Here is a 16,105-nt window from a genome sequence, read left to right as displayed (position 1 = left end):
TTACAAAAACGCTACAAAATTGTCTCTTTTTTGTGCAATCGTCAACTTTAGGGCACCACTAAAAACCCCAGTCCGCCTCAGAGGGTAGAAAGAGAGATGAGATGGTGCAGAACTTTTATTGAATCATAGCCGTAGCTATGAGGATAGAAAATTCTGTGCAAGATCGCTCTCTTTATCCCTCCCTTCGGGCGATAGAGAGAAGTCCACACTCCGCGTTGCTCCTTTTCGCCTTAGCTATGGCTAGGGCTTTAAAGGAGCGCCTTGATTGTGAATTTCTCTCTATCGCTGAGACTAACTGGTGTTTTTACTGGTGCCCTTCATATAGATTGACTATAATTTTGCCATGAATAAAACGCTCGGAGCATGTCCTTACTGTCCTGACGGACGAATTGAGGTCAGAAATATCAGTGTCGAAGGCAAACCGCTCAAACTTTATGCCTGTTCCAATGCCCGCTGGACATATGAATATGATATGGCAGAACTGACAGACGACTCTACCTGTTCGTTTCGCATCTTTCAAAATGCACTGCTGCGCTGGAACAAAAAGGCGATCAGTGAAAAAGAGATCCGTACCCTGCTCGAAGATGAACAGGTCATGGTACGGCTCTACAGTTCCCGTGCGAAAAAAGAGTATTATAAATGGTTGGTGCTAGATGAAGAGTATGGCTGTTCGATTGTATGGGATATTTTTATTAATTCGGATGAGAACGATCAATAGAGGGCAGAGCTAAGGAACGCGTCCTTATTTGGACGAAGCGTCTATATCCTTGGCACTGTTTTGCAGTTTGTAAAAGTTTAAAATATCTTCTTCGAGGACAAGGCGGCAGAACTCTGCTTCTTCACCCATCGCTTCAAGCTCGATCACGAGTTCGATGATCTCCTGTTTCAAACGAACATCGGGCGGAACATAACCACATGCACCCATGTCAGACTCTTTCTAACGACCGATGTCGGCGAGGGCTTTAACGACCGCCTCTTTAAGTTCGGGAGAGATGCGGTCCGCCTTGTCGCGGATCCAGACCAGGAAACCAGGATCGATCTGCGCAACTTCTTCCGGAGTTTGACCGCGGTATTTCGCAAAAGGGATGGTGATCTTGATCTGTGACTTCGTCTGCTGCATGATCGTTTCCATGGTATGACGAAGGTCGGTGTCCAGGTCAAAGGTATCAATCATATATTGCAGTGAATTGCGGTCATTGAGCGCGATCTCTTCAAAGGTCTTGCCTTTATGCTTGCCGAACGTCATGATATCGAGCATGATCGGCCCTGAACAGAGTTCCATCATCTCTTCCAACTCTTGTTCTTGCAAAAGATGGTCTAAAAAGAGTTTCAGCACAATAACATCACCCAAGGCGTCATGCGCACGCACGGCAACGCCCAACTCATCGATCAAGGCCTGCTCTTTTTTGTACAGTCCCAGTTCATACCGTTTATGCTGAAGACCGTGCGGGGTCTGCAGCGGGTACTTTTTGCGCAGGATACGGTAGGTGTCAACCAGCTTCATCTTGGAGGTGAACCCCTCTTTCGCCAGCATTGCCTCATCAAACTCTGCATTTTGGATGATCAGTACATTTTCAGGCGTGTTGAGTTCATTCAGACGTCTGAACGCTTCCGTATCGACACATGCCGGTTTGCCTTCAAGCATCTCGGGCGTAATATGGTGAATCGCCATCGAATCAAACTTGATCGGCACCGGCGCGCTACAGAATTGATCGTGTATCTCCAAGATATTGCCCTCTGCGTCTGTAACCAAATAGCTTAATTGAATAATACGGTCTTCCGCATCGACTCCTGTTGTTTCAGTATCTAATATAATAAATTTCAAATTTTTCCTTTAATCTGTATAACATTGTAACTATTTATCTTGAAAGTGGGCTAGTCACCGCCCTTTCTCCTACTCCCAGTCCTTGAATTTGGACGAGGAGTGTTTGTCTTTTTTATATTGCCGCTGGTTCATACTTTTTTCGATCTGGTTGGCGGTGTAAAGGATGTCCTGCTTTATCTGCTGGATATCTTCATCCGAATCACGGTAGCCCAATATCTTCTCGACCAATTTTTCGAGTTCGTTAAACTCACCCTTATAGAGGGCTACTTTCTCAATTCGGTCAAGATAACGTCTGTTATTATCAACCTTCTTGTCAAACACCTCTTTACTCACCTCTTCCGCTTTAAAAAGATAGTTGGTGATGCTGTGGGTAAAGCGTTCAAGAACACGGATGTAGCGGAGCCGCTTGGTGTTCTCGTCACGTTTTGTTGAAACTTTTGCCATTACAGATATACTTTATAGTCAATTTACATTTAGCAAGTACAATTATAGCAATGAAACACCAAGGAAAAAAATGAGATACCTGATTACTTTTATGCTGCTTATGACAACGCTTCTGCAAGCAGAGATTATCATTGAACCGATCTCTCAAGAGTTACTGGCCAAAAAAGTGCCTCTTATCGATATTCGGACAGAGGGAGAGTGGAAAGAGACAGGTATTATCAAAGGTGCAATACCTATCACCTTCTTTAACGAACAGGGCCAATACGACCTGGAAAAATTCCTTGCCGAACTCAATGCAAAAGTCGACACCAAAAAAGAGTTTGCACTGATCTGCCGCAGCGGCAGCCGTTCAAACATGGTTGGAAAATATCTCTCGGACAAACTTGGCTACAAGGTGATCGATATACAGGGCGGGATGCTTGATGCCAGACAACGCAATGTGCCTGTAGTGCCTTACGAAGGACAATAGATAAAACTTCTCAAGATCTTCTTTACGATCTTCTTGCGGATCGTCATTGTCTTCAGCCTGATCGCGCTTGTCGTTTTCCTATTTTGGGCTCTGCTCTATTGGATACTCTATTGAAACGCCAAGCGAACACAGCCTGCTGGGCTACTTAAACACCACATTCAACCTGAAGATGTCTTCTTCGGTCGCCTAAGCGGGGTCTCATTTGCAGTTGGTTTGTGAGTAATTACTTTTTCAAAAAACGCAGAAGATCAATATATTCTTCTTCGATCGTCTTCATATTGTCGAGCAGCTTCATCTCGTCGATACCGGCATTTTCATTAAGAAACTGCTGTTTCCAGGCGATGTTGTTGACCAATTCAACAAGCCCTGTCTCGACATACTCGATCATATCGTCGATATCCCGTCCCTTGATCACCCCGCTGCTCTCAGCATTGTAGAAGAGCATCGCCTTGTCGGTCATCTCCTGGGTAAATCGAAAATCTTCCGCAATATTTTTGATGATTGTCTTTATACGCTCATCTTTTACGACACGTTTTGCCATCTGTTATTCCTGATAGTTTTTCTGTATTTTAGCCAAAGCGGCTTTATCGAGAGGGAGGGGATACAAAGGTCGTGTTGAGTCTTATCTGCGTTTAAAGCGATACTCCATCTCTTCTAGAAGCCCTTTGAGTTTCGTCTGGATATCCCCCTGAAACTCAAGAAACACTTCATTGACCGTTCCGCCGCAGCCCAACCTCTTTTTCAGGGTTTTGAGCAGCTCTTTCATCTCATCCTTGGAGACGGAGAAAGGCCCCACCAGTGTCACGGGCTTGCCCCTGCGTTTCTCTTTGTGAAAAACAAGCTGGTGCCTGGAAGGTTCCAGACTCTCCACTATCACACTTGCCCGTTTCTCAGTAACCTGGGCCCACCCTTCGTCAAATTCAGCGCCGATCTGAAGATCAAGTTTCTTGCCTCTGCTCATGCTTGCTCCCCGATATGCGCAAAACGCGGCACAGTAAGTCCGTCGACTTTCACGCTCTCCGTAAACATCGCCAAAGGACGCACCCACAGGCCCCTTTCGCCGTAAAGGGCGCGGTAGAGCACCAGCTCTTCCTCCGTTTCCGAGTGGCGTACGATCTCGATCACCTCGTATCGATTGCCTTTATAGTGCTGATAAAGCCCTGCTTTAAGCACGCTTGACCTTCTGGACAAGCGCGCTGACACCCGGCGCGTCCAACTCGCCCTTCTGGGCCATCATCATGATCGGATTTTTGCAGTAGAGGTCATTGTCATAGACAACGACAATCACCTCGTCGCCCTCTTCAAGGAAAGTCGTCTCACCGTACGTCGTATAACGTGTCGCACCGATGCTGATAACGGCTCTCTCGGGATAGCCGGCTTTTTCGATGTACTCGATCAGCGGTTCAAGCGGACCCTTGTCGACCTGTTCATTGATCTGGTTTCGCATCCAGTCAAGCAGTTTCTGGTAGAAAAAGCTGTAACCGCTGAGTTCGACATCCTCACCGTAGCGCATCATCATATCGCCGCGGCGAAGGAAGCTGCAGATACGCCAGTGGTCAAGCATGCTTCCTTCCTCAAAGGTATCGATATCGATCAGCTTCGGGCTCAATCCCTTGCTTGAAGGGCCCCAGTTCTTCTTTTCCGAGATCTTCTTGGCCCCCTCTTTTCGGATGGAACAGTCGTTGTAGGCAGCAAACTGCTTCGGTGTGATCGCACTGACGCTGCCGTTCTCGTAGCTTATCTCGCAGATCAGAGCGACTTCGGGTTCTGCCTGGACGTTCGACTCTTCGTCAGGCAGGATAATCGTGTCGCCGGAGATCGGGTAGACCCCGAGCCGGTTCTCAAAACCCGGAATATAGAAAGGGAAGATCCCCTTCGGCCCGTTGGGGTCTTCCGTTATGACATCCTTGAAGTCCGCCAGTTCACCGGCCTGCTCCAGATGAAGCGCGAAGTTTCCGGCGATCCCCAGCCCGAGACAGTCTTTAAAGAGAGCCATTCGCTTTTGCCTCGGCGAACTCTTCGTAGCTTCCTTTGAAGTCGATATAGCTTCCGTCACTGTGCAGTTCGATGACTCTGTCGGCGAACGCATCGAGCAGCTCGCGGTCATGCGAGACACAGATCACATTGCCTTCGAAGTTGTAAAGGGCCTCACCCAGTGCGACGATAGCCTCAAGGTCAAGGTGGTTGGTCGGCTCATCCAATACCAGGAAGTTACCGTTTTCAAGCATCATTTTGGAGAGCATCATACGGTGTTTCTCACCACCCGAGATTTTCTCGACCGATTTTTCCTGCTGCTCGCCGTTGAAGAGCATACGCCCCAGGCAGTTACGGATCTCTGCGATGTCGCGTTTAGGATCAAAACCGCGCAGCCACTCATAGAGTGTACCGTCGCCTTTGATCTGGTCCGTCGTATCCTGCGGGAAGTATGAATTTTCGATCGTTGCACCCCAGTGGACCGAACCGGCCGTCGGCTTCATCTCTTCCATGATAATCTTACAGAATGTTGTCTTCCCCACACCGTTGGCACCGATAAGCGCAATCTTCTCGCCCGGTTCAACACGGATCGTCATATCTTTCAAGACTTCAAGGTCACCGTAGGCGTGTGAAACGCCCTCAAGCCAGAGTGCTTCGTCCCCCATCTGGCGCTTCGCTTTAAAGACGATGCTCGGGTCACGGCGCGAAGAGGGCTTGATATCTTCAATATTGAGCTTATCAAGCTGTTTCTGGCGGGATGTCGCCTGTTTTGCTTTCGACGCATTCGCAGAGAAACGGCGGACGAAGGCTTCGAGGTCCGCTTTCTCTTTGAGCTTTTTGGCGTTGTCGTTTTCGAGCTGTTTCGCCATTACGGTCGAGGCGATATACCAGTCGTCGTAGTTACCAGTGAACTCGCGGATCTTCTGGTAATCGACATCCAGGATATTGGTCACAACGGCATTAAGGAAGTGTCTATCGTGTGAGATGACGACCATCGTCCCTTCATGGCGCTGCAGTTCATTCTCCAGCCAGCCGATACTCTCGATATCGAGATTGTTGGTAGGTTCATCGAGGAAGAGGACATCAGGTTTCGGGAAGAGGACCTGCGCAAGCAGTACCTTGAACTTGTCGGAGGTCTTTAGCGACGACATCAGGTTGTAATGCTCTTCCGCCGGGATACCGACGTTTTCGAGGATCTTGGCGATCTGGATCTCATACTCATAAGTCGGGTCTTCCTCAACACAGATCATTTCCAGTTCGCCCAGGCGCTCATTGACCTTGTCATCTTCGAAATCGCCCGTCGTATAGAGTTCTTCCTTCTCTTTGACCGCATCATAAAGACGTTTGTTACCGTACAGTACCGCGTCCATGATCGTGAAATCTTCAAAGGCATACTGGTTCTGCCCCAGAACGCCCACTTTGAGGCCGCTGCCGATGATCACTTCGCCTTCATACTCTTTGATCTCGCCACTTAAAATTTTCAAAAAAGTTGTTTTTCCGGCGCCGTTGGCACCGATCAGACCATAGCGTTTGTGCTGGTCAAGTTTAATGTTGATATCTTCAAATAGGATACGACTGCCGAAACGCATCGTTAAGTTTTGTGTTCTAACCATAATTCTTCTCTTCTTCAGGCAATACTATTATCAAAGTACCTAAAATATTTTTTGGAATTATACCCAAAAAGTGGTTAGTAATGGTGAACAGGGCTTATGCCTCCTTCAGAGGGGGCCTCGCAAAAAAAACGCGTTTGCAAAGTCTTTCTCTCTACCCGCAACACTTTTTGTATTTTTTTCCACTGCCGCAGGGACACGGTTCATTGCGCTCGATCTTTGTGTTGAAAAGCGTGCCCTCGTCATAGAGCCACCGAGAACCGTCAAAAACGAATCGGCTCTTCTCATGCAGAAGATGGATGCCGATTTCATCACGGTAATAGGCCTTGAACTCGACAATGTCGTCATGTGCATCCAGTACTTCGAGCTTGAGCCATTCAACCTGTCCCATCTGTGCCTTAAGCTGCTCAAGCTCATCTGCAGCATGATGTTTTGGCATCGACGTCTTGAGCAGATACGCCGCCTCTCCCAGGGCAAAGGCACTGTAACGTGAACGCATCAGCTGTTCGGGGGTTTGTGCTTTTTGCAAACCCCTGTGCAACGGTTCACAACACTCGGAATATTGTTTTCTCGAACCGCACGGGCAAAACATTTTGAACCTTTTTTTGATACGTCTTGTATCGATTAAATATGCCGTAAGGCTATCACAATGAAGATTGAAGTAACATAAGCCAAATACAGTGGCCTACCGAGGAATTTTAATGTCTAAAACGTCCAGTCTCTATCTCGCTTCACTCGAAGCTTCAGCCGGCAGTCTTATTGTCAGTATGGGTTTGATGGAACTGCTTAAAAGCCGTTATGCAAAGGTCGCTTTTTTCCGTCCCGTCATTATCAACAAAGAGAAAAACGATGACGACATCGATTTTATGCGCGAACACTTCAGACTGAAACAGTCCTATGAAGAGAGCTTACTTTATTCTGTTGAAGAGGTCGAGAAACTGATCGCCGAAGAGCGCTTGGACACCCTGGTAGAAACGCTTATTTCGCATTGCAGGACCCTGGAAAAACAGTATGATTTCATCCTTATCCAGGGGCTTCCCCGTTCCCTTTTCAGCAAGACGCTTGACTTTGATATCAACCTCTTTCTGGCCAAAAATCTCAACGCCCCTTTTATCCCGGTATTCAATGCCAAAAATAAAAAGAGCCGCGAACTCTATGACGAGATCAAGATCGAAGAGGATATTATCCACAATGAAGGGGTCAGCCATTTTGCCACCTTTATCAACCGCATTGAAACGTCACAGCTAAAAGCCCTGAAGCAACTTCTCAACGACCATCCGACAAACGTGGCAAACTATCTGCTGCCTGAGAACAGCGAACTCGATACCCCCTCGCTCCGGGAGATAAAAAAGGCCCTGAATGCCGAGATGCTGCTTGGCGATGAAAAGGCACTGAACAATGTCGTCAAACAGAGCAAGATCGCCGCGATGAGTCTGGAACACTATCTTCCCCGCCTGAAAGAGGGTTCGTTGGTCATCGTTCCAGCCGACCGTATTGATATTATTCTCGCCTCTTTCGTCTCGTTTTATGCCAAAGACTTCCCCAACATCGCCGGGATTATCCTTACAGGGGGCCTCACCCCGAATACGACCATGATGCAGCTCCTGGAAAACTTCCATATGATCGAACTGCCGATCATAAGTGTCGATTCCGATACCTATGAGACGGCTACGGTAGTCCATAATGTACGCGCCCGCATTACAGCCAAAAGTACCCGAAAGATCGCCCTGGCAAAAGGGATCTTTGAAAGCTGTGTTTCCAGCGAACATATCGTGCAGGGCTTAAAAGAGGTGCACAGCAGTGTGACTACCCCGATGATGTTCACCTACACTCTATTTGAGCGGGCGCGACAGCACCGCAAACGCATTGTCCTGCCTGAAAGCGGCGATGAGCGAATCCTGCGTGCGGCAGAGATCTTGCTGCGGCGCGATATCGTCGATATCATTTTACTCGGAAACCGAGAGGAGATCGAACACCATGTCTCTCTGTTAGGGCTTGACCTCTCCAAGGCAACGATCATCGATCCTGAAGACTCCCCGTTAAAGGAGAAGTTCACCCAAAAGTTTTTTGAACTCCGCCGGGCAAAAGGGCTTAGTCTCGATGCGGCAAGGGACGCCATGGTCCATCCCAACTATTTCGCGACGATGATGGTACACCTAGGCAAGGCTGACGGCATGGTCTCCGGAGCCATGCATACCACCGGCGATACGATTCGCCCTGCCCTTCAGATCATCAAAACAAAAGAAACCGCCCAGATCGTCTCCAGTGTTTTCTTTATGTGTCTGGAAACCCGTGTTCTGGTCTATGGTGATTGTGCGATCAATCTGGAGCCAAATGCCGAAGAACTGGCACAGATTGCCATCTCATCAGCCGAAACGGCGTTACTTTTCGGGATCGAACCGCGTATCGCCATGCTCTCATACTCCACCGGCCGATCGGGTCAAGGCGCCACCGTAGAAAAGGTACGCAAAGCAACCGAGATCGTCAAGTCAGGCCACCCTGAGCTCCTTATTGAAGGGCCGATCCAGTATGACGCCGCGATCGATGCCGATGTTGCCAGAACAAAACTGCCCCAAAGCAGCGTCGCCGGACAGGCGACCATCTTTATCTTCCCCGATCTCAACACCGGTAACAACACCTACAAAGCCGTACAACGGAGTGCCGGCGTTATCGCCATAGGCCCTGTACTGCAGGGGCTCAAAAAACCGCTCAATGACCTCAGCCGCGGCTGCAGCGTCGACGACATCGTCAACACCGTAGCCGTCACCGCTATCCAGGCCCAGGGCAGTAAATGACAATACTTGTTTTAAATGCCGGAAGCTCCTCGCTTAAGTGGAAACTTTTCGAACTGGAGGGAGAAAAAGAGATTGCCTCCGGACTGATCGAAGGTATCGGTGAAGAGCGCAGTCTCTTCCATCTTTACCATGGCGCTAAAGAGCTCGAGCTCACACAGACCACCCCCGATCACCAAAGCGCCTTTTCAATGCTATTTGACAGTTTTGAGAAAGAGCAGATCATCAATATCAAACAAGACCTGGACATAATAGGCCATCGTGTTGTCCACGGCGGAGAACGGTTTTACAAACCGACCATCATTAATGAAAAGATTCTTGGCGACCTCAGAACACTTCATCTTCTTGCCCCGCTGCATAACCCGGTCAACATACTCGGCATCGAAATCACCCTCAGAGAGGCACCGCAGATCCCCAATGTGGCTGTCTTCGACACGGCCTTTCACCATAGCATACCCGAATATGCTTTTCGCTATGCGCTGCCCACGGAGCTCTACAAAAGGGAGCATATCCGCCGCTACGGTTTTCACGGTACTTCGCACCGTTTTGTGGCAGAAGAGACGGCAAAAACACTCGGCCGGCCGCTCAAAGCACTCAACCTGATCACCCTGCACCTCGGCAACGGCGCGAGTGCCTGCGCTGTCAGACAGGGTGAAAGTGTCGATACCTCCATGGGTTTTACGCCGCTTGAGGGGCTTATAATGGGTACGCGCAGCGGCGATATCGACCCTGCCATCGTTACCTATCTGATGGACAGGCTCAACCTGAATACGGCCCAAATCAATGATCTGCTCAACCGCGAAAGCGGCCTTAAGGGTATCTGCAACGAGAACGATCTACGAACCATCGTCCAAAGGACCAACGGCGGCGATAAAGAGGCCCGGCTTGCCCTCGAAATGTTTGCCTACCGCATCAAAAAATATATCGGTTCTTATGTCGCTGTTCTGGGAAAAGTCGATGCCATCGTCTTTACCGGCGGTATCGGCGAGCATGCAGCACTGATACGAACCCTGGTACTCGAAGGTCTCGACACGGCGTTCGGCATTATGCTTGACCCTCTTCTCAACCGGCATGAGAGCGGAGAGACGGAGGCTATTCACGCAAAAAACAGCAGGATCGGGGTCTATGTCGTGCCCACGGATGAAGAACTCGAGATTGCCAGGGAGTGCGGCAGACTTATTTCAGAAAAATAAAATAGGTAGATATCATATTTTTTAATATTCAAATAAGATAATCATGCTAAAATCTCTAAATCATTATATTCCTTATAATGTATTTCCGTTAGATTTTATTTTTCAACTTTCTGTATGCAGTTGATCTCTATATCATTCTCGACAAAAACGTTGGAATCACTCGAGATCTAACAGATATCCTGATGATCAGGCACCTGATGCCTTTTCATCTTTGCCTCTTAATTTATTCCAGATCTTATATCCCTCTTTAACAGCACCTTCGCTACTATACGAAAAAGGAAAAGTATGATCTATCAACTCACCGAAGAGTACATTGAACTCTATAAACTTATCAAACTACTTGATCTTGTCGACAGTGGGGCCGAAGCAAAACTGATCGTAGAACACGGGCATGTCATCCGTAACGGCGAGGTCGAGACACGCAAACGGGCCAAGATCCGTGCCGGCGAGACGATCAAGATCGCCGATGTCACCATCGAGGTCCGCTAATGCGTCTTTTACTGCTTTTGGGGCTCCTCCTCTCCCAGCTCTCGGCCGACTTCTATATCGTTTCCGCAAATGAACGCGTCAAGCTGGCACCGATGCCAAGCGGCAAGATCGATTTCAAGACACTCGACACCCTGCCCCAGCTCAAAAGCTACGACAAAGAGCTCTACCTGGAGTCCGTCGGCGAAGAGCTCAACCACCGTCACGCCAACACCCGGTTTGCCACCATCGGCGTGACGCAGTACAACTACACCGTCACCGAGTACACCGAGAAGGTCTCGTACACCCAGGACATCTACCACACCTCTTACGACAAAATCCTTCCCGGTCACGTATTGGAGCTCTTCTATCATAACAACTGGTACGGGATCGTCCTGGGCGATACGAAAGAGATCCTCTATTCACTTTTCGATGATGAGGGGCTTGATGCAAAAAAAGCCTACGCCAAAGTCAAAGAAGCACGAGTCGCCTACCCGGACGATGCGAAGCTGAAAGCGTATGAAAAATATTGGCAGAAGAAGAGTGCTCTGGCCGACGAAGTCGCCAAAGCCGAAGAGATAAAAGAGAGCTACGCCGCCTTCATCGACACGAAATCCCCCTCGGCAAAACGTTTTGCAGCGATGCAGACCAAAGCGCAGATCGAAGCGTTCCAGACGGCGTTTTCCAGTTCTGAACTGCAACCTTCCATGCAGGAACTATTAAACGAGGTCGATGCTTATCTTCATCCGTAAATAAGCGCAAGAGATTCAATTCGCCGCCCTTGATTTTTTCATTATATGCGCCACTGTTCGTATGAGCGCTGGCATCCCACAAACCTGTGCTTTTTTTAAAGTACGAACGAGCTTCCCAGCCCGATCACCGCACCAGACAACAAGCCAGCCGAGGTGTTCGCGTATGAGGTTCTGCACCATCTCTTTGACCATCTGCGGGGTCAGTCCGTTCAGGCGCGCTTCTATCACCTCTTCGATCTTTTTAAGCATCTCTTCGCTCAGCGCCGAACCGCTCAGGTACGCTTGCAGCTGTTTCTCGAAACTCTCATCAGAGACGTCCGATCCTTGTATTGAATAATTGGCGCTTAAAGCAGATATAAGTACGTTATACTTAGCTATAATCTTAATGAAGAGGAGGAGGCGTTGTTATGTCTAAACCTATGGTCACAGCAATAATGCAACCCTATCTTTTCTCGTATATTGGTTATTGGCAGTTGATTAAGAGTGTAGATACATTTGTGATTCTGGATGATGTACACTATAAAAAAAAAGGCTACATTAACAGAAATAGTATTTTGATTGACGGTAAAGCACACAAGATTACACTGCATCTTAAAGCACTAAGTCAAAATAAGTTAATTAACGAAATTGACATTGGAAACAATTCTGTAAATATTTTAAAATCTATCGCAATAGTCTATAAAAGAGCTCCCTATTTTCAAGATATTTTTCCACTCATTAAATCCATATTAGAATTTTCAGAAAAAAATCTGGCCAAGTTCATTGGCAACTCACTTGAAGAAATTTCCAACTATTTAGAATTGAATACAAAATTTATTTATTCAAGTGCTATTGAGAAAGACAATAGTTTAAGAGGACAAGATAAGATAATAAATATATGTGAGATATTAAATGCCAAAGTGTATATCAATTTGATAGGTGGCCAAGCATTATATAGCAAAGCAAAGTTCAAAGAGTATGATATAAAATTGCATTTTATTGAAAATGAAATAGTCGAGTATCGACAATTTCAAAATGAGTTTGTACCCTATTTGTCAATTATAGATATTATGATGTTCAATTCAAAAGATGAAGTCAGAGAGATGTTAAATAGGTATAGATTAATATGAACAAATTCAATATATTAGTCACGGGAGTCAGTGGCATCATAGGTTATGGAATTGTTAAATCTTTGAAATCATCCAAATATAATTGCAATATTATTGGTATTGATATATATGATGATGCTGTAGGGCAATTTTGGTGTGATGTTTTTGAAAAAGGTGTGATGGCCTCCAGTGAACGCTTTCCGACATTTTTATATGACACGATCATCAAATACAATATAGATTTAGTGATACCTTGTATCGAACCGGAATTGGAAGTTCTGATGAGGCACAAAAAGCTCTATGATAAGTTAGATGTTAAATTGGTATTGAACAACGAAGAGGTCTATCCTCATTTACATAACAAAGCTAAAACGTATGATTTTTTAAATGGCAAAATAGAGCAAATACCGACGCTTATAGGAAGAACAGATTTCGATTATGATTATGTTGCTGCCAAATTAGGTGTACCTTTTATATTGAAAAAAAATATCTCCTATGCTTCACAAGGCGTTGTGACCATAAATGACCAAAAAGATTTCGACTATTGGAAATATCGGTATTCAGATGGTTACATTTGTCAAAAAAAGATTCAAGGTGATAATGAGTATACGATTTCTGTATTCGGAACCCAAAACGGTGACTATGCAAATATGATAGTTTTTTGGAGAAAATTGGGAAATGGCATAACTGTAAAAGCGAAGTGTATCAATGCAGATGACGATATGATTGACTACGTAAACCAGTTATGCAACCTAATTAAACCTATTGGTCCAACGAATATACAGTTAATAAAAGATGGCAGCAAATATCTTCTTCTTGAAGTAAATGCAAGAGTATCTGCATCCACTTCCATACGTACAAAGTTTGGCGTTAATGAAGCAGAAATGTGTATTGAGTATTTTCTCTTAAATAAGGTTCCGCAAAAGTGTAAGCAAAAAAGAGGATCCGCTATTCGATATCTTAAGGATGTTATTCAATATGACAGCGATAATTTCTGATGTCCATGCGAACTACCCTGCCCTGAAAGCAGTAATGGATGATATACAACGTCGAGGGATCAAGAAAATATTCTCATTAGGAGATGTGTGCGGTTATTACAGCATGATCAATGAAAGTATTGAACTGCTAAGAAAGATGAATGTCATTAATATCAGAGGCAATCATGATAACTATATGATTGAGAATGAACAATGTGAACGTTCCATCAGTGTCAATAGGAGTTTGGATTTTCAACGACAAGTAATAACCGAAGAGAACTTTAAATGGTTAACACAAAGTATCCCTTTTTACAAAGATTCAACATATTACATGGTTCACGGTTCATTTTCAGAAAATGGTCTTGATACTTATTTATATACGATCAATAATGAGATGTTTGCACCATTTAAAGAACAATATTTTTTTGCTGGGCATACCCATGTCCAGACTGTCATCGGTTTAGACAATAACAGGCTTTTTTGCAATCCCGGTTCCGTAGGACAGCCAAGAGATGGAGACAAGAGAGCGGCGTACGCTATTATAACTGATGGTACCATCGAATTGATCCGTCTTGAATACGATATCGATATGATCGCTAATCATATGAAAAAGAGTGGCTTTGAATCATATTTCTATGAAAATCTTTATTCGGGAACCAACTTACGCGGTCATGTCTTGAATATCAGTTTCGACAAAAAGAATAAATAATGTTTGTCTTCTAGGCTTGGGGGCAATCCCTTCTTGGACTGCTACAGGACGAACGAGCTTCCCAGCCCGATCAGTCCGCCGAATACACCGCCCCAGACGACCAGCCAGCCGAGGTGTTCGCGTATGAGGTCCTGCACCATCTCTTTGACCATCTGCGGGGTCAGTTCGTTCAGGCGCGCCTCTATCACCTCTTCGATCTTTTCAAGCATGTCTTCGCTCAGCGTCGAACCGCTCAGGTACGCCTGCAGCTGTTTCTCGAAACTCTCGCTGACGACGATCCTGGTCACCGCGCTTTTGAGCTTGCGTGTGAAAGGATCGCGCAGCCCTTCCAGTGCTTTCTCGCCGCCGAACATCCCCAGCATCCCGCCGAAGGAGGACTCCATCACCGTTTTGCTCAGGGCATCGAAGGCGGGCGAGAAGTCGGTCGTCTCTATCATCGGTGCGAGGTCAATCTTTTTCTCTTCGTTGGCAAAAAAGTTGTCGAGCTGCTCCTTGGTGAAGAACTGGCTCATCATCAGCTCTTTGATCGCCGCTTTGAAACTCTCGAAGCGGTTGACGATGACGCCCGAGCCGTAAAGCAGCGGCACCTTCTCAAAAAGCATATGGATCGCCAGCAGGTTGGTGATCGCCCCGGAAAAGGCAAAGATACCGCCGTAAAGCAACGCTTTTGAAAGGGTTGGCTCGGGTATCAGGTAGGAGAGGGGTATCAGCGCTACGGCGACGGTGTTGGTCAAAAGACTTTTGTTGATCTGCATTGCATTCCTTAATCATAACGGTTTGTTGCGTTAATAAGGGTGGAATTATACAAGAAAGGTTACAGTACGAAAAAATACGGGAAGAACATGATACGTACCATCGAACAGATTTTAAACACAGCCGCTTCGGAAGAGATCGTCAAGCTCATCGATGCCAACCTTGCTACAAAAAACGAATCCCCTTTTTGGGCTGAAAAGGTGACGCCTCTCGTCAAGGTGATTCTTTCCGTTCTCATCCCGCTGCGCGAACAGCATCTTCTCTTCAACCCCGAAGGCAAGCCCTATGAGGCCCTGACGCCGGAGCTTTTCCTGCGCTACACCGACCTTGCCAACCTGAAATGGCTCGCCTTCACCCTGCAGAAGAGTAATGATGCGGGTTCGCTTCAACGCACGAAATACAGTGAAGAAGATGCAGGGAAGTACCAATCAATTGAACTGGGTGAACTGGCAGGTTATCTAAGCGGCTATGTCGTCAATCTCGAAGACGAATGGCTGGATTTTCCGATTGCCCACTACAACGTCCATATCGGTGTCGGCGACATCATCAAAAAACTGCTTTGATCCGTTAAGTTCCATTCCGAAACTGTCAAAAACTATGCCGGGACAAACAGAAGATATTTCTTGTCTCTGACAGATTCGCCGAACCCCATCAATGAACTGTCCACACGTTCCCGCTCTTTGGAGTAGGATACACAGACCTCATACATCATCGCGGCATTGGGCAGGGCATGGAGAACCGTCAAAAACTGCCCGACACCCAAGGCTTTCCCCTTCCCAAGGAACAAAAAGAGCCGATTTTTCTCATCGTCGATCTTCATACTGCAGATAGGACTCTCCCAGGAAGGGGAAAACTCTCCGCTCTCCTCTTCTTTCAGCCCCATAGCCAAAAGTGAAAAACTGCTGTCGTTATTGATGGCCGTACGGATATCTTCTATTAGATCTATAATTACTTTCATGGAGGAATTATAGCGAAGCAATTATGCGTATTAAGCGTTAAGAAAGATAGCGCAGCGCATCTTTCAAAAGTCTGAACTTGTAAAAGTTTCAGATTT

General features: G+C 46.5%; 22 protein-coding genes. 10 read left to right on the top strand and 12 right to left on the bottom strand.

All coding sequences use genetic code 11. From position 1 onward, the window contains the following. Positions 1-343 precede the first annotated feature (343 nt). Complete coding sequence (locus WCY20_RS03635; protein ID WP_345977069.1) at positions 344-718, top strand: hypothetical protein; 375 nt, start codon at positions 344-346, stop codon at positions 716-718. A gap of 24 nt (positions 719-742) precedes the next feature. Here the strand turns inward: WCY20_RS03635 and WCY20_RS03630 are convergent, their stop codons facing one another. The 3 genes from WCY20_RS03630 to WCY20_RS03620 form a co-directional block, all read right to left on the bottom strand. After that, on the bottom strand, positions 743-925 hold the full coding sequence (locus tag WCY20_RS03630) for a hypothetical protein (protein ID WP_345977067.1): 183 nt from the start codon (positions 923-925) through the stop codon (positions 743-745). 12 nt (positions 926-937) lie between these two features. Continuing rightward, complete coding sequence (locus tag WCY20_RS03625; RefSeq protein WP_345977065.1) at positions 938-1,825, bottom strand: 3'-5' exonuclease; 888 nt, start codon at positions 1,823-1,825, stop codon at positions 938-940. 69 nt (positions 1,826-1,894) lie between these two features. Then, positions 1,895-2,269 (bottom strand): hypothetical protein, encoded by a 375-nt coding sequence (locus WCY20_RS03620; RefSeq protein WP_345977064.1) that lies wholly within the window; start codon positions 2,267-2,269, stop codon positions 1,895-1,897. 70 nt (positions 2,270-2,339) lie between these two features. Here WCY20_RS03620 and WCY20_RS03615 point away from each other — a divergent pair, with 70 nt between their 5' ends. After that, complete coding sequence (locus tag WCY20_RS03615; protein ID WP_345977062.1) at positions 2,340-2,738, top strand: rhodanese-like domain-containing protein; 399 nt, start codon at positions 2,340-2,342, stop codon at positions 2,736-2,738. 223 nt (positions 2,739-2,961) lie between these two features. Here WCY20_RS03615 and WCY20_RS03610 read toward each other — a convergent pair whose 3' ends face one another. From WCY20_RS03610 to WCY20_RS03585, 6 genes are all read right to left on the bottom strand, one after another. Continuing rightward, positions 2,962-3,279 (bottom strand): hypothetical protein, encoded by a 318-nt coding sequence (locus WCY20_RS03610; RefSeq protein WP_345977060.1) that lies wholly within the window; start codon positions 3,277-3,279, stop codon positions 2,962-2,964. Positions 3,280-3,360: 81 nt separating this feature from the next. Continuing rightward, positions 3,361-3,699: a translation initiation factor gene (locus WCY20_RS03605; protein ID WP_345977058.1), complete on the bottom strand. Its 339-nt coding sequence runs from the start codon at positions 3,697-3,699 to the stop codon at positions 3,361-3,363. Continuing rightward, a complete protein-coding gene (locus WCY20_RS03600; RefSeq protein ID WP_345977056.1) occupies positions 3,696-3,911 on the bottom strand; it encodes a DUF1653 domain-containing protein in 216 nt (71 codons plus the stop codon). The genes WCY20_RS03605 and WCY20_RS03600 overlap by 4 nt, the downstream gene beginning before the upstream one ends. Beyond that, on the bottom strand, positions 3,904-4,734 hold the full coding sequence (locus WCY20_RS03595) for a DUF5718 family protein (protein ID WP_345977054.1): 831 nt from the start codon (positions 4,732-4,734) through the stop codon (positions 3,904-3,906). Before WCY20_RS03595 ends, WCY20_RS03600 begins: the two co-directional genes overlap by 8 nt. Next, positions 4,721-6,325, bottom strand: coding sequence for an ATP-binding cassette domain-containing protein (locus WCY20_RS03590; protein WP_345977052.1), 1,605 nt, complete (start codon positions 6,323-6,325; stop codon positions 4,721-4,723). The genes WCY20_RS03595 and WCY20_RS03590 overlap by 14 nt, the downstream gene beginning before the upstream one ends. Positions 6,326-6,476: 151 nt before the next feature. Continuing rightward, positions 6,477-6,851: a YchJ family metal-binding protein gene (locus tag WCY20_RS03585; RefSeq protein ID WP_345977050.1), complete on the bottom strand. Its 375-nt coding sequence runs from the start codon at positions 6,849-6,851 to the stop codon at positions 6,477-6,479. Between the two features lie 172 nt (positions 6,852-7,023). Here WCY20_RS03585 and pta point away from each other — a divergent pair, with 172 nt between their 5' ends. The 4 genes from pta to WCY20_RS03565 all read left to right on the top strand — a co-directional run bounded on the left by pta (position 7,024) and on the right by WCY20_RS03565 (position 11,524). Beyond that, on the top strand, positions 7,024-9,117 hold the full coding sequence (pta, locus tag WCY20_RS03580) for a phosphate acetyltransferase (protein WP_345977048.1): 2,094 nt from the start codon (positions 7,024-7,026) through the stop codon (positions 9,115-9,117). Further along, a complete protein-coding gene (locus tag WCY20_RS03575; RefSeq protein ID WP_345977046.1) occupies positions 9,114-10,307 on the top strand; it encodes an acetate kinase in 1,194 nt (397 codons plus the stop codon). The genes pta and WCY20_RS03575 overlap by 4 nt, the downstream gene beginning before the upstream one ends. Before the next feature lie 285 nt (positions 10,308-10,592). Continuing rightward, positions 10,593-10,796 (top strand): RNA-binding S4 domain-containing protein, encoded by a 204-nt coding sequence (locus tag WCY20_RS03570; RefSeq protein WP_345977044.1) that lies wholly within the window; start codon positions 10,593-10,595, stop codon positions 10,794-10,796. After that, complete coding sequence (locus WCY20_RS03565) at positions 10,796-11,524, top strand: hypothetical protein (protein ID WP_345977042.1); 729 nt, start codon at positions 10,796-10,798, stop codon at positions 11,522-11,524. Before WCY20_RS03570 ends, WCY20_RS03565 begins: the two co-directional genes overlap by 1 nt. Before the next feature lie 15 nt (positions 11,525-11,539). Here the strand turns inward: WCY20_RS03565 and WCY20_RS03560 are convergent, their stop codons facing one another. Then, entirely contained in the window at positions 11,540-11,773 is a 234-nt protein-coding gene (locus WCY20_RS03560) for a hypothetical protein (protein WP_345977040.1), read from the bottom strand. A 158-nt stretch (positions 11,774-11,931) separates the two neighbouring features. Between WCY20_RS03560 and WCY20_RS03555 the strand changes: the two genes are divergently transcribed. The 3 genes from WCY20_RS03555 to WCY20_RS03545 are packed head-to-tail and all read left to right on the top strand — an operon-like array spanning position 11,932 to position 14,298. Then, entirely contained in the window at positions 11,932-12,633 is a 702-nt protein-coding gene (locus WCY20_RS03555) for a WbqC family protein (RefSeq protein WP_345977038.1), read from the top strand. Continuing rightward, complete coding sequence (locus WCY20_RS03550) at positions 12,630-13,610, top strand: ATP-grasp domain-containing protein (RefSeq protein ID WP_345977036.1); 981 nt, start codon at positions 12,630-12,632, stop codon at positions 13,608-13,610. Before WCY20_RS03555 ends, WCY20_RS03550 begins: the two co-directional genes overlap by 4 nt. Next, positions 13,591-14,298 (top strand): metallophosphoesterase family protein, encoded by a 708-nt coding sequence (locus WCY20_RS03545; RefSeq protein WP_345977034.1) that lies wholly within the window; start codon positions 13,591-13,593, stop codon positions 14,296-14,298. The genes WCY20_RS03550 and WCY20_RS03545 overlap by 20 nt, the downstream gene beginning before the upstream one ends. Positions 14,299-14,339: 41 nt before the next feature. Here WCY20_RS03545 and WCY20_RS03540 read toward each other — a convergent pair whose 3' ends face one another. Next, a complete protein-coding gene (locus tag WCY20_RS03540) occupies positions 14,340-15,053 on the bottom strand; it encodes a DUF445 domain-containing protein (protein ID WP_345977033.1) in 714 nt (237 codons plus the stop codon). Positions 15,054-15,140: 87 nt separating this feature from the next. Here WCY20_RS03540 and WCY20_RS03535 point away from each other — a divergent pair, with 87 nt between their 5' ends. After that, complete coding sequence (locus WCY20_RS03535; protein WP_345977031.1) at positions 15,141-15,614, top strand: hypothetical protein; 474 nt, start codon at positions 15,141-15,143, stop codon at positions 15,612-15,614. A gap of 32 nt (positions 15,615-15,646) precedes the next feature. Here WCY20_RS03535 and WCY20_RS03530 read toward each other — a convergent pair whose 3' ends face one another. Then, the gene (locus tag WCY20_RS03530; RefSeq protein ID WP_345977030.1) at positions 15,647-16,009 is read right to left on the bottom strand and encodes a hypothetical protein; all 363 of its coding nucleotides are present in this window, start codon (positions 16,007-16,009) and stop codon (positions 15,647-15,649) included. Between the last annotated feature and the right edge of the window lie 96 nt (positions 16,010-16,105).

The sequence above is a fragment of the Sulfurimonas sp. HSL3-7 genome (assembly GCF_039645985.1).
Classification (GTDB): Bacteria; Campylobacterota; Campylobacteria; order Campylobacterales; family Sulfurimonadaceae; genus Sulfonitrofixus; species Sulfonitrofixus jiaomeiensis.
This window is presented reverse-complemented; position numbering and strand designations above follow the sequence as displayed.